Annotated in this window: 9 protein-coding genes and 2 pseudogenes; 6 read left to right on the forward strand and 5 right to left on the reverse strand. The window is 71.7% G+C overall.

Going from position 1 to position 13,116, the window contains the following annotated elements:
* Positions 1–39 precede the first annotated feature (39 nt).
* The 4 genes from ACFWV2_RS27900 to ACFWV2_RS27915 all read left to right on the forward strand — a co-directional run bounded on the left by ACFWV2_RS27900 (position 40) and on the right by ACFWV2_RS27915 (position 6,026).
* Entirely contained in the window at positions 40–1,878 is a 1,839-nt protein-coding gene (locus tag ACFWV2_RS27900) for a dipeptide/oligopeptide/nickel ABC transporter permease/ATP-binding protein (protein ID WP_384408983.1), read from the forward strand.
* Between the two features lie 35 nt (positions 1,879–1,913).
* Positions 1,914–2,696 (forward strand): ATP-binding cassette domain-containing protein, encoded by a 783-nt coding sequence (locus ACFWV2_RS27905; RefSeq protein ID WP_384408985.1) that lies wholly within the window; start codon positions 1,914–1,916, stop codon positions 2,694–2,696.
* Positions 2,693–3,925 (forward strand): amidohydrolase, encoded by a 1,233-nt coding sequence (locus ACFWV2_RS27910; protein ID WP_384408987.1) that lies wholly within the window; start codon positions 2,693–2,695, stop codon positions 3,923–3,925. The genes ACFWV2_RS27905 and ACFWV2_RS27910 overlap by 4 nt, the downstream gene beginning before the upstream one ends.
* A 175-nt stretch (positions 3,926–4,100) precedes the next feature.
* Positions 4,101–6,026, forward strand: coding sequence for an acyl-CoA synthetase (locus ACFWV2_RS27915; protein ID WP_384408989.1), 1,926 nt, complete (start codon positions 4,101–4,103; stop codon positions 6,024–6,026).
* A 47-nt stretch (positions 6,027–6,073) separates the two neighbouring features.
* Here ACFWV2_RS27915 and ACFWV2_RS27920 read toward each other — a convergent pair.
* The 4 genes and pseudogenes from ACFWV2_RS27920 to ACFWV2_RS27935 all read right to left on the reverse strand — a co-directional run.
* A pseudogene (locus ACFWV2_RS27920) lies at positions 6,074–6,226 on the reverse strand (IS481 family transposase); the annotation flags it as partial.
* A 375-nt stretch (positions 6,227–6,601) separates the two neighbouring features.
* Positions 6,602–6,829 carry a hypothetical protein gene (locus tag ACFWV2_RS27925; protein ID WP_384408991.1) on the reverse strand — a complete coding sequence of 76 codons (228 nt, stop codon included), beginning with the start codon at positions 6,827–6,829 and terminating at the stop codon, positions 6,602–6,604.
* 209 nt (positions 6,830–7,038) lie between these two features.
* Positions 7,039–7,245: a hypothetical protein gene (locus ACFWV2_RS27930; protein ID WP_384408993.1), complete on the reverse strand. Its 207-nt coding sequence runs from the start codon at positions 7,243–7,245 to the stop codon at positions 7,039–7,041.
* Positions 7,246–7,561: 316 nt separating this feature from the next.
* Positions 7,562–9,010, reverse strand: coding sequence for an RICIN domain-containing protein (locus ACFWV2_RS27935; RefSeq protein ID WP_384408995.1), 1,449 nt, complete (start codon positions 9,008–9,010; stop codon positions 7,562–7,564).
* A gap of 343 nt (positions 9,011–9,353) precedes the next feature.
* Here ACFWV2_RS27935 and ACFWV2_RS27940 point away from each other — a divergent pair, with 343 nt between their 5' ends.
* Both ACFWV2_RS27940 and ACFWV2_RS27945 read left to right on the forward strand, forming a co-directional pair.
* A complete protein-coding gene (locus ACFWV2_RS27940) occupies positions 9,354–11,726 on the forward strand; it encodes an ATP-binding protein (protein ID WP_384408997.1) in 2,373 nt (790 codons plus the stop codon).
* A gap of 371 nt (positions 11,727–12,097) precedes the next feature.
* Positions 12,098–12,394 carry a WhiB family transcriptional regulator gene (locus ACFWV2_RS27945; RefSeq protein ID WP_384408941.1) on the forward strand — a complete coding sequence of 99 codons (297 nt, stop codon included), beginning with the start codon at positions 12,098–12,100 and terminating at the stop codon, positions 12,392–12,394.
* A gap of 44 nt (positions 12,395–12,438) precedes the next feature.
* On the opposite strand, the pseudogene ACFWV2_RS27950 reads toward ACFWV2_RS27945, so the two are convergent.
* Positions 12,439–12,606: pseudogene (locus ACFWV2_RS27950) on the reverse strand (ATP-binding protein); the annotation flags it as partial.
* Between the last annotated feature and the right edge of the window lie 510 nt (positions 12,607–13,116).

Below are 13,116 nucleotides of genomic sequence, written 5' to 3' on the forward strand. Positions count from 1 at the left end.
CCTCGCTCTCCCCGCCGGAACCCGGCGCTGTGGGCCGGGGTGGCAGGCCTGTCCCTGATCGCCGTGCTCGCCGTGATCAGTCCCCTGGTCTGGGACGGCGACGCGAGCGCGCTGTCCGGCGCCGCCCGCGAGGGCGTCAGCGCCGAGCACTGGCTCGGCACCGACGCCCTGGGCCGAGACGTCCTCACCCGCACCCTCGTCGCCACCCGGCTCACCCTGGTGATGACCCTGGCCGCCACCGCGATCGCGGGAGCCTCCGGCATCCTGCTCGGCACGGCGGTGTGGGTGTCGGGGCCACGGCTGCGCGAGGCCGGGCTCCGCCTCATCGACGTGATGGTGTCCTACCCGGCGTTGATCCTGGCGCTCGTCGTCGCGGCCGTCCTCGGCGCGGGACCCACAGCGGCCGTCGTCTCGATCGGCCTCGGCGGCTGCCCCGCCTTCGCCCGGCTCACCGCCAACATGGCCGCCTCCGTGGCCCGGCGGGACTTCGTGTCGATGGCACGGCTGATGGGCGTACCGCCCCACCGCGTGCTGGCGCGGCACCTGTTGCCGAACATCTCGGGACCCCTGCTCGTCCTGCTGTCGGTGGCGTTCGCCCAGGTCCTGACCGCCCTGTCCGGCCTGTCGTTTCTCGGGCTCGGCGTGCAGTCACCGGAGTACGACTGGGGCGCACTGCTGAGCACGGGTCTGGAGGCGCTGTACACCAACCCTGCGGAGGCGATCGGACCCGCCGTCGCGATCACCGGCACGGGCATCCTCGCCTCCTTCGTGGGCGACGGGCTCGCGGCCGGCGCCGACCCCCGTGGCGGGCCGGTGACCAGGACGGCCACCCGGCGGCCCGCACGCCCGGAGCCGTCCCGCCGGGCACCCGACGGCGCGCTGCTCACCGTGGACGGTCTGACCATCGAACTGCCCGACGGAACGAGGCTCGTGGACGGCGTCACCTTCCACGTCATGCCCGGCGAGATCGTCGGCCTGGTCGGCGAATCCGGCTCCGGCAAGTCGCTCACCGCGATGACGGTGGCCCGCCTGCTGCCGGACGGACTCACCTCCTACGCCGCCCGCCTCACCCTGGACGACCTGGACCTGGACCCGGACACCGGGCAGGTCGACGCGGGCCGCCTGGCCACCGAGATCGGCATCGTCTACCAGGACCCGTCGGCGTCCTTCAACCCGGCCCTGCGGATCGGAGGCCAGCTCACCGAGGTACTCCGCACCCACCAGGGGGTGAGCAGGACCCGGGCGCGAGCCCGAGCGGTCGAGGCGCTGGAGAAGGTACGCATCCTGGACCCGGAGACCGTCGTACGGCAGTACCCGCACGAACTGTCCGGCGGCATGCGGCAGCGCGCGATGATCGCCTCCGCCGTCCTGCCGGAACCGAAGCTGATCGTGGCCGACGAGCCGACGACCGCCCTCGACGTGACGGTCCAGGCGGAAGTCCTGGACCTGCTGCGCGAGATCAGCCGAGGCCGGAGCACCGGCATGCTGTTCATCTCGCACGACATCGGCGTCGTGGGCACCCTCTGTCACCGGGTCGCGGTGATGTACGCCGGCCGGGTGGTGGAAGAGCTCTCTGCGCGCGACCTTCGCGCCGGGCGGGCCAGACACCCCTACACCAGGGCCCTGTTGACGGCCGCCCCGCGCCTCGCCGACCACGAGGACCACGTCCTGGACGAGGCGAGCCGCCGCAGGCCGCTCACCACCATCGCGGGACGGCCCCCTGCCCCGGCCGAACGCCCGGCAGGCTGCGCGTTCGCCGCCCGCTGCCCCCTCGTCTATCAGAGATGCACCCACGAACTCCCGGCGCCGCGCGACGGCGTGGCCTGCCATGCCGTCGCGTCCGACACGCCGGCCGCGACCGCGCGGGACAACGCGTGACCGCCGTGCCCCACGCCCCTGGAGGTGACCCCCGCATGACATACAAGCTCGTGGTCGAGGACCTGACCGTGGTCTTCGGACACGGCTCGCGTACCAGGACCGTCCTCGACCGCGTGTCGGTGGGCGTGCGGGCCGGGCAGACACTCGGCCTGGTCGGCGAGTCCGGCTCGGGGAAGTCCACTGTCGCCAAGACGATCGTCGGCATCAACCGGCCCCGCTCGGGCCGCATCACGCTCGACGGCCGGGACCTCTCGGGACTCAAGGGCCGGGACCTCACCGCCGCGCGACGCCGGATCCAGCTAGTCTCGCAGGACCCGTACGCCTCTCTCAACCCCCGCATGACCGTGGGCCGGGCGATCGCGGAGGCCGTCGACCCGGTGCGCGCCGACACGAGGAAGCACGCGGCGACCGTGACGCGCTGGCTGGAGACCGTGGCGCTGGACGCCTCCGCCGCCGACCGCTACCCGCACGAGTTCTCCGGCGGCCAGCGACAGCGCATCGCCGTCGCCCGCGCCCTCGCCGTCGAACCCGAGGTCGTCATCGCGGACGAGATCACCTCCGCGCTCGACTGCTCGGTTCAGGCCGAAGTCCTCAACCTACTGGCCGAGTTGAGGCAGACCCTCGACCTCACCATGGTGTTCATCTCGCACGACCTGGCCGTCGTCCGGCACGTCAGCGACGAGGTCGCCGTGCTGCGGCACGGCGACCTCGTCGAACACGGCCCGTGCCACGAGGTCTACCGCGCCCCGTCCCACCCGTACACCCGCCGACTGCTCGCGAGCGTGCCGAACCCTACCGACACGGAGAGTGCCGCATGACCGCAGCCCGCCTCACCCGCGACCTCACCGCCGACCTCAGGGCTGCCGAACTGGAGGATTTCTACCGCGACCTGCACCGCCACCCCGAGCTGTCCATGCGGGAACACCGCACCGCGGAGAAGCTCGCCGCACGGCTGCGCGCCGCAGGCTTCGAGACGGCCGAGGGGGTCGGAGGGACGGGGGTCGTCGGCGTCCTGCGCAACGGCGACGGCCCCACCGTCATGCTGCGTGGCGACATGGACGCCCTGCCGGTGCGGGAAGCCACCGGCCTGACGTACGCCTCCGAACACGACGGTGTCATGCACGCCTGCGGACACGATCTGCACGTCACCTGGCTCGCGGGCGCCGCCGAGACGCTCGTCGCCGGGCGCGACACCTGGTCGGGAACGCTCGTGATCGTGGGCCAGCCTGGCGAGGAGACCGGCGAAGGCGCACGGGCCATGGTCACGGACGGACTGCACACCCGCTTCCCGCGCCCCGACGCGGTCTTCGGACAGCACGTGGCCCCCGGCCCCATGGGCCTCTACGCGCACACCCCCGGCCTAACCATGTCCGCCGCCGCGGACGTCGACATCGTCATCCACGGCACCGGTGGCCACGGTTCACGTCCCGAGGCCACCGTCGACCCGATCGTGACGGCCGCCTACGTCGTCGCCCGACTCCAGACCGTCGTCGCCCGGGAGATCCCGGCCAAGGAGTCGGCCGTCCTTACGGTCGGCCGGATACACGCGGGCAGCAAGAACAACATCATCCCGGCCGAGGCCCGTCTCGGCCTGACCCTCCGCAGCCAGTCGCCGCGGGTGCAGGAGCAGTTGATGGCGAGCATCCGGCGCATCGTGGCTGGCGAGTGCTCGGCGGCAGGTTGCGTGAGGCCACCGCAGATCACCGTCGGCAACGCGTTCCCGGTCACCGTCAACGACGCGGCCCTCGACCGGGAGGTGGCCGGCGTCCACACCGAGCTGTTCGGCGCGGGCAGCGTCCTCGACTTCGGGCCGGCGATGGGCAGCGAGGACTTCTCCCTGCTCGCGCCCGACGGGGTTCCATACGACTTCTGGCACGTACCGGCGACCTCGGACGGCCTCTGGGCCGACGCACCGGGAGCGGACCTGATGGAGAAGTTCGGAAACGTCCCCGGCAACCACAGCCCGCTCTTCACCCCTGATCCGGCCGTGATCGTCCCCGGCGTCCAGGCCATGGTGGCCGCGGCCCTCACCCGCCTCGCCCACTGAACTCCGCGACCACGGCCCAGGTACTGGTGTCCCACCTCGGCCCGTCTCACCCGTCGAGCCCCACACCCGGGCACCGACTCGTCACCCCGGTCCACCGATCGCCCCGGCCGCCCGCCACCGGCACACCTGCCCCGCGCCTTCCCGCTCCGTCAGACCACCCGAAAGGCAATTTCCCGTGAACGCCCCTGACACTGACCCGCTCTGGCCGGCATACGACGAGCCGGGCGACCTGAAGACGATCGAGTCCGTCCCGCTCCAGGACCGCGGCCTGCCCTGCTCCACCTACGACCTCCTGGTCCGCGCCGCCGAACTGTGGCCCGACCGGCCGGCTCTCACCGCCCTGCCCGACGCGGAACGCTGGTCGCACGGCGAAGCCGTCACCTTCGTCCAGCTGCGCGATCAGGTGCACCGCGTCGCCAACCTCTTCCACGCGCACGGCGTCGGCCGCACCACCGCGGTGGGCCTGCTCACGCCCCACACCGCTCTGCTGCCCGCCGCACTCCTGGCCGCCCAACTGACAGGTGTCGCCGCACCCGTCAACCCGGCTCTCACCACCGAGCACGTCGAACGGCTCCTGCGCCTGAGCGGGGCACGGATCCTGGTCGCTGCCGGACCGGAACTCGACCCCGACGCATGGCGGTCGGCCCGGACCGTCGCCGCGTCGCTCCGCTGCACCGCCCTGTTCGCGCTGCGTCCCGTCGGGGCGCCCGATGCCGCGCCCGCCCTCGAACCGGTCGACGGGGTCGAGGTCGGCTATCTGCACCTCGCGGTCACCGGCCGGGCGGCCGAGCTCCATCCCGGCGTCGTGCTTCCCCAGGCCGGCGACCTGGCCGCCTACTTCCACACCGGGGGCACCACGGGCGCCCCCAAGCTGGCCGCGCACACCCACGCGAACGAGGTGACCGACGCCTGGATGATCGCGGCGAACAACATGCTGGGACCCGACTCCGTCGTGTTCGCCGGCCTTCCGCTGTTCCACGTCAACGCCCTGGTCGTCACCCTCCTCGCACCCCTGCTGCGTGGCCGGCACAGTGTGTGGGCCGGGCCGCTCGGATACCGCGAGCCGGCGCTCTTCCGGCACTTCTGGAAGATCGTCGAACACTTCCGCATCGCCACTCTGTCCGCGGTGCCGACCGTCTACGCGGCGCTCGCCCGGATACCGGTCGACGCCGACATCAGCTCCCTCCGCTTCGCCGTCGTAGGAGCCTCCCCCCTCACCACCACCGTGCGCGAGGCGTTCGAGCACCACACGGGCGTACCCCTGTGCCAGGGGTACGGACTGACCGAGGCCACCTGCGGGACCACCCGGAGCTTCCTGGGCGAACACAGCCGGCCCGAAGCGGCCGGCCAGCGTCTGCCCTACGTGCGGGTCAAGACCGTCCGCATCGACGGCGACGGTGAGTGGCACGACCTGCCGCAAGGAGAGCCGGGCGTTCTCGCCGTCAGCGGACCCACCGTCTTCCCCGGCTACGTCGTGGACCGCGACGCCCGAGGCCCACATCTGGACACCCTCGGCACCGTGCGCCTCGGCTGGCTCAACACCGGCGACCTCGCCCGGGTGGATCCCGACGGGTTCGTGTCTCTGCTCGGCCGCGCGAAGGACCTGATCATCCGGGGCGGCCACAACATCGACCCCGCCGTCATCGAGGACGCGCTCCTCGCGCACCCGGCCGTCACCGGCGCGAGCGCCGTCGGCCGCCCCGACCCGCACTCCGGCGAAGTGCCCGTCGCCTACGTCACCCTCGCCCCGGGAACCGGCGCCATCGGATCCGACGAGCTGGTCGCATTCGCCGCACAGCACATACCCGAGCGTGCGGCGACCCCCAAGGACGTCGTCGTCCTGCCCGAACTGCCGCTGACCGACGTCGGCAAACCCTCGAAGATCCCCCTACGCCTTGACGCCACCCGCCGCGCCGTTGCCCTCGCCCTGGCCGACCTCGGCACGGGCATCGGGCACGAGCAGATTCACTGCGCCGTCGCGGACGGTCGCACCACGGTCACCCTTCCCCCCGTGACCAGATCACCCGGCCTGCGGGACCACATCTCCGTCCGACTCGCCCCGTACGGCTTGGACTGGACGTTCGCCGACCCCGGCCACTGACGAATCCCCGGCCTTTCCCTCGCGTTCCCTCGGACCAGGGTGACGCCGCCGGCCTGGCGGCCCAGCGTCCGATGACCGCCGTCGTCGGGGATCCGGCCGAGTTTCTTCACGTCGACATGGATGAGTTCGCCGGGGCGGTCGCGTTCGTAGCGGCGGATCACCATGCCGGTCGGGCGGTCGATGAAGGCCAGACGGTCGAGGTGGTGGCGAGGTCAGGATCGGGCCGATGCGGGCGAGCCCAGGATCGGGCGGATGCGGGCGGGGCCGAGTCCCCGACGGGCGTGCCCATCATTTCGAGACGGCCTACCCCGAGGACCTTCCCGTGGGCAGCCGGGTTGACATCGTCGGCCACCCGACGACTGCTACGGCGTCGCCTGGACGCTCGCGCACCTGATCGAGACGGCTCCCAGCCCGGTGCCACGGTGGGAGGATCCGGGTCTGGAAGCCGGCGACTGGGCCGAGGTTCTGCGGACGCGATGGGGCGGCGGCTTGACGGCTCAACTGCATGAGGTGTCTTTTCCACGCGATGGCCGAGGGGAAGAGGGTGTCGTCCCTCAAGGGCCGGGCCGCGGAGCTCAGGCCGGCTGCGCCTGGAAGTTGGCGAGGGGGGAGCGCCGGCCATTGCCGACCGGAGCCGTCCATGCTGGACCGGCACGGACGCGCGGGTCACTCGCCATGATCGTCGCGGCGGAGGCGCCGCCGATGGAGTGGCCGGCCATGCCGATCCGCTCGCGGTCGATCATGCGGGCGTGCCGCCAGGCGGGGCGCTTGTAGGCGAGGAGCCTGCCGAGGAGGAAGGACATGTCCTCCGACCGGCCCCGGGGCACCGCCCCGTACCGAACCGGCTGGATCTTGTCGCCGGCGACCAGGTGGGAAGCCGCCCACCGGGAAAGGCGGTGCCGACCGTCTCGTAGGCGTAGGCGTAGGCGTAGGCGTAGGCGTAGGCGTAGGCGTAGGCATGGGCGACGGCGACGACCGTACCCCTGGTTCGCCAGCTCCTCGGCGAGCAGGGTCAGCGTGGAGCGGTTGACGGTGAACCCGGGTGACAGACGGTGGACCCGGGTGACAGCACCACGAGCGGGAACTTCCCGCGCACGGGCGCGGCGGCCTGACGGGCGTGGGTACGGGTGCCGTTGAGCGTCGCGGCGGACACGACGTCGGTCAGCTGGCGGTCGTCGATGAAGATCTGTGCCTCGCCCTTGGTCATGTACGGGGCCATCCGGCCACCACCGGGCCGGGGCGGGCAGTTGGAGGCGTACGCGGGCGGCCTCGGCGGCTGGGACCACCGGTGTGGCCGGGGCGCGGGAGGCGATGCCCGTACCGAGCAGGGCGAAGGACAGACCGAGCAGTGCGGCGGCAGCGCCGCGGGGCAGTCGATTCGTACCGCAAAGGCTAGGCAGCGGGCCCCTGCCGGGTCGTCCGTCCACGGCCTGAACGGTGTACGCCTCCAGGGCTACGGCCGTCTCCGACCGAAGGCCGACCTTCCCCCTGAGACGGCCCTCGGTGCGGATTTCAGTGACGGCTCTGTGCAACCGTCAACGGCTCGGGCAGGCGGCCTGCGTCACCTTGCCGGCCCTCGCACCCGTGGTCGCGGGGTCCAGCGTCAGGCATTTGCCGGTCCACTGATTGACGAAGTAGTAGGCGCGCGCCCCTCCGTACTGGTCCGCCGGGATGACGTTCCACAGCTGGCTGCCGGAGGACCACCGGGTTTCGCAGGGCCACCAGAACAGCTGCGTGCCATTGCCGGGCGGCGTGCCGTTGTTGTAGGGAACGGTGAGGCAGGAGCCGTTCCCCGCCTTGATCCAGTAGAAACCCTTCCCGTCGTACGAGGGCGGGGTGGCGGTCCACTGGTGGCTGCTGGGCGCCGGGTACGCACAGGCCCGCTGGGTGACCAGCCCTCCTTCCCCGTCCTCGAATTCGTCACCGCGCACCATGCACCTGTTGGAGGCGGTGTACTTGCCGCTGATCTGCCCGACGTACTGCTTGTTGGAGTTCACGGTCCACAGCGCCGGGTGCGGCTCGAACACGTGGGTGTTGCGGTTGAGCTCATTGACCACCGACAGTGGCGTGACACCGGCGGTGTCGCTGTGCTGGTAGAAGTTCACGGCGACGTAGTTCGGGTTCCGCCCCGCGGCGGGCCGGCAGTCCTTGTCGATGCGGGTCTTGAGCGCCTTGCCGTTGTCGCCCGGAGCCTTCTTCTCCGGCTCGAACGAACTGGAGTCGAACTGGTTCATGGTGAACAGCGGGGTCAGGGCTGTTTTGGGGATGGGGTTCAACCCGACGGGGTTGTCGTTGCGGGACGCGCAGCCGCTCGGCCTGCCGTCGTAGTCGTAGACGGTCTCCACCGTGCGCTTCCAGGTGTACATGAGGCGCCCGTACTCGGCGTTCGCATTCGACGGGGAGGTGACAGGTATGTCGTCCGCCCACTTGTCCTGGAAGACGACCAGACGTCGGTTGTCGGCCACCATGCTGCGCAGAAGCGGCCAGTTGTGCTTGTCGATGTCGTAACCGGTCGATGAGGGCTGGAACAGCAGGTCCTCGGCGCCCTTGGCCTCCAGGACCCGCGCGATGGCCTGGGTCAGCGTCTCCTGGCTCGCGTAGTTCTCCAAAAAGATCGTCACGACCTCCTGCGGGTTCCTCTTCAGGAAGTCCACGACCCGGGTGAGTTCCCGCTCGAACAAGTCGTAGCAGACGATGGAGTGGCAGAGCATCACGGCCTCGTCGCCGAACGGCCCGGACACCTTCTTGTCGTAGGTGTCGAACATCAACGCCCGGACGCCGTCATCGAGCTGTTCGGAGACGCTGCGCGACTGGTTCCGCGGCGGTATGAGCTTCACGCCGTCGTACGCGTAGGAGTTGTGCGTCGTCAGCCACGACCACTGGTCCAGGCGGGCGTCCCCGTACTTGGTCGTGGCTGCCGCCGCGGTCGTCGGGGCGGGCAGCATCGCGGCCAGGAACAGCAGCGAGAGGACCGGAAGGGCCAAGAGGCGCAGCAGACGGCTCCAATGGACAGGTCCCGGGCGAGGCACCGGGCCCCGGGCGTCGGCCGTGACGGCACGGGCGCTTTCTGTACGCATGTCGTGTTCCGTGTTCCCCACGTGAAGGCGGTCGCCGGGCGCGGAAGGACGCGCTCCAGCGACCGGTGGTCGGTGTCGGTGGTCGGGGCGCGCGAAGTGGTCGGTCGGCCGGCGCCCCGGGTCACCCCAAGCCAACACGTTGGATATGGCGTGGACCAGGCGGTTCCACCGGCAGAATTACCGTCTTGCATACTTCTGCCGGTGGGTTCGACCGCCTGCCGCACCGCACCGACCCCGGGGGTACACAGTCATGGGCACCGGCACACCGGCCGAGGCCGGGTTCGGCGGGCGGCTGCGCGCGCTGCGTACGGCCGCCGGCCTCAGCCAGGAGGCACTGGCGCAAGCCGCGGGGGTGAGCGTCCGGGCGCTGTCGGACCTGGAGCGCGGCCGGTCCCGGGGGCCGCAGCGCCGCACCGTGGAGGCGCTGGCCGTTGCGCTGGGGCTGGATGCGGCGGGCGCACGGGAGTTGGAGCGGGCCGCCGGCACCGGCCGCCCGAGACCCCGCTCCGCGCCGGCCGCCCCGCACGGCACCCGGACCACCAGCACGGACACCGGGCCGGCCCCGTTACACACGCTCGCGCTCCCCCGCGACCTGCACGACTTCACCGCCCGCGCTCCCGCCCTGGCACGGCTGCGGACGCTGGCCGAACGGCTCGACCCCGCCCACCCGCCGGTCGCCGTGATCTCCGGGCAGCCGGGTCTGGGGAAGACCGCCTTCGCCGTGCACGCCGCACACGCCCTCGCGCCGCACTTCCCGGACGGGCAGTTCGCCGTCGACCTTCGCGGCATGGACCCTCGGCCGATCCCTCCGCGCGACGCCTGCGCCCGGCTGCTGCAGGCCCTCGGGGTTGCCGCCGGGGCCGTCCCGGCCGGCACCGACGACCGCTGTGGCCTGCTGCGTTCCGTGCTCCGTGACCGGCGTGCGTTCATCCTCCTCGACAACGCCGCCGACGAGGCCCAGGTACGCCCCCTCCTGCCCGGCCACGGCCCGTCGCTCACCTTGGTCACCAGCCGCAACAGCCTGGCCGGCCTCGAAGCGGTGCACCGCGCCGACCTGGCGCTTCTGCGCCGCGAGGAAGCGGTGGAACTGCTCGGCCGCATCATCGGCCCGGAGCGGGTCCGGGAGGAGGCCCAGGCGGCCCGCGATCTGACGCACCTGTGCGGGCACCTTCCCCTGGCCGTACGGATCGCCGGGCAGCGCCTGGCCTCCAGGCCCGCCGAACGCATCGGCAAGCTCGTCACCCAGCTCGCGGCGTATGAGAGCCGCCTGGACGGACTGGAAGCAGGCTCGCTCCGGGTCCGGACCGCTTTCGCCCTCTCGTACCGGCAACTGGACCCCTCGGCCCGCACCGTGTTTCGCCGTGCCTCGCTCGCCGCCAACCCCGACTTCAGCCCCCGCACCGCGGCGCTGCTCGCCGGGCTGCCGGTCCGCCTGGCGGCGCGGTGCCTGGACGCCCTCACCGGCGCCGGGCTGCTCCAGCCCCACCCGACCGCCGACCGGTACCGCTTCCACGACCTCCTCGCGCTGTTCGCCGCCGAACAGCTGGCGGAGGAGGACGATCCCGCCGACATCGCCACTGCGGAGGACCGGACCGCCCGATGGATGCTCCGCCGGGCCACCGCCGCCGCGCTGCGCTTCGACGCCGATCACCGGGACACGTCCGGCGACGATCCCGACCCGGCCACCGCGCCCCGCGACAACGAGGAGGCACACGGCTGGCTGGAGGCCGAGCGGGCCCAGTGGCTCGCCGCCCTGGGCCGGGTGCAGGCGGCCGGACGCCACCAGGAGGTCATCGACGCGGCCGAGGCGATGCACTGGTTCTCCGACCGCACCCTGCACTGGGAACTGTGGGTGGAGGTCTTCCGGCGTGCCGTCGACTCCGCCCGCGCTCTGGGCAGCAGGCGCGACGAGGCGGTCCACCTCAACTACCTCGCCTGGGCCTACAACCAGTGCGTCTACGACCCGGCCGCCGCCCTCCCGACGGCGGAAGCCGCCCTCGAAGTGGCGTGTGAGGTGGGGGACCAGCTCCAGGTCGGCTGGGCCCTGGGCTATGCGGCAGGAGCACTGACCCGCCTCGGACGGACCGACGAAGCCATCACCCGGCTCCAGGAGTCCGCCGCCCACCTGGCCGGCCAGAGCTGCGCGCAGAGCCGCCTCGCCGAACTCAGCGCCCTCAACGCGCTCGGCCAGCAACTGCGCCAGGTCGGCCGCGCCGCCGAGGCCCTGGTCATCCACCGGCGCAGCGAGGCCATCTGCCGGGCCGGCATACCAGGGAAGCCGGAGGAGCTGATCGGCCTCTACCTGGCCTCGACCCGCCAGCACATCGGCAACGACCTGGTGGCCCTGCGCCGGTGGAACGAGGCGGAAAGCCCCCTGCGCTACGCGCTGGCACACTTCGAGGCGGCGCGGATGCCCGCCTGGAGCGAGCCGTCCCGGTTGGACCTCGGGATCGCCCTGCGCCACCTCGCCCGGCACGTGGAGGCGCGCGAGACACTGACCGCCGCGCGCGAGGGTCTAATCCGCCTGAACAACCCCCGCCAGCTGGAAGCCGTCGGGGAACTCGACGCCCTGGACGGCGACATGGCTCCCGGCCGCGCCCCGGGACACGTGGGGAGCCGGTAGCGCCACCGCCGAGGCGGTGTCTTGCCTACGCCCGCGTTGGGGCGGTTGGCGAACATCCCACCAGGACGTTGACCTCAATCGAGGTGGAGGTTCTACGGTCGGTCCCATAAATGACGACACCGACCGTTCCTCGATCCCACAGGCCGCCGAAGCGTCAGCGAGGTTGCCGTTGCGGCTCACCCGGGATTGGAACGTCACCTGCCGCTGCCCCCGCCCCGCCCTGCACCGGTACGGAACCGGGAACGGCTGCAGGGACACCAGAGTGGACGACCGGCCCAGCATGCAGCGGCTACCTACGCATCAACCGGGGTTCGGGGGAGAACAGAGGTTTGTCCGGGGGAGCAGGCTGCGAGGCGGAGGGCAGGGCAGAGGTGCCGAGCGGGGAAGAACACTGGGTTGAGCACGCTGCCTGCCGGGCGGAAGATCCGGAGGCACTGTTCGTCCAGGGCAACCCACAACAGAGCCGTGCGAAAGCGGTGTGTACCGGCTGCCCTGTGCGCACCGAGTGCCTGGCAGAGGCCCTGGACAACCGGATCGAGTTCGGTGTGTGGGGCGGCATGACCGAGCGCGAGCGCCGTGCGCTGCTCCGCCGCAGGCCTGATGTCGTCTCCTGGCGGCAGGTCTTCGATGACGCCCGCTGCACACAAAACCAGTCGCGCGCGAGCTGAGCACCCGCCATCACCCGCCCGAGGCTTCTTGAAACCCGGCGGTGGGCGCCGGTCAGCGTGAGGACCTCGGCATGGTGGTCCAAGCGGTCGATCATCGCGGCGGCCACAACGTCATCCGAGAAGGTCTCTCCCCACCGCCCGAAGGGGAGATTTGAGGTGCAGGACCTGGGAGGCAGCCGTCGTCGGGCACGGGTTGAGCGCGGACGGTGCAGTGGTCAGGCTGATCTGGGAGGCGAGCTGTTTCGGGTGCTTGCGACGTGGTCGGCCGGGTCCTGGGAGGGTGGCTTGTCGTCGGCGTTGACGGTGCGGCCGCCCAAGTGTCACGCCAGGGCATCGCGGCCTCCTGTTCCGTGGCCGCCTTCTGCGACAACGGCCTTCCCCGCCTGCGCCTCGGCCGAGTCGACCATAAGCGGTCCTCTGCCGCGCGGGCCGTCGGCTCAAGGTCGGTGTCCTTTGTTCGGACGGTAGGTTCCGCGCAGGGGTGCCCCGCAGGGCCGAGGCGACCTCTACCCGGTAGACGTCCTCGGTCCACCCCTCGATGTCCTGTTGCTCCTCGAACGCCACCGCGCGCGGGGGAGAACACGTTCTCGGGGGATGGCGTGATGCTCGCAGGGCTGGTCGCGTCGTATGCGCGCAGCACATGTCCCTCGAGCGGTTCCATCCACTGCTGTTAGCCGAACCAGCCGCCCAGCACCAAAGTTGCCACCGCGCCCATCACCGGG

The sequence above is a fragment of the Streptomyces sp. NPDC058671 genome (assembly GCF_042716475.1).
Lineage (GTDB): Bacteria > Actinomycetota > Actinomycetes > Streptomycetales > Streptomycetaceae > Streptomyces.

Excerpts from the sequence above, each read along its gene's own strand:
- ACFWV2_RS27905 (WP_384408985.1), top strand. The coding sequence starts at position 1,914 with ATGACATACAAGCTCGTGGTCGAGGACCTGACCGTGGTCTTCGGACAC.
- ACFWV2_RS27910 (WP_384408987.1), top strand. The coding sequence starts at position 2,693 with ATGACCGCAGCCCGCCTCACCCGCGACCTCACCGCCGACCTCAGGGCT.
- ACFWV2_RS27925 (WP_384408991.1), bottom strand. The coding sequence starts at position 6,829 with ATGTCCTTCCTCCTCGGCAGGCTCCTCGCCTACAAGCGCCCCGCCTGG.
- ACFWV2_RS27930 (WP_384408993.1), bottom strand. The coding sequence starts at position 7,245 with ATGGCCCCGTACATGACCAAGGGCGAGGCACAGATCTTCATCGACGAC.
- ACFWV2_RS27940 (WP_384408997.1), top strand. The coding sequence starts at position 9,354 with ATGGGCACCGGCACACCGGCCGAGGCCGGGTTCGGCGGGCGGCTGCGC.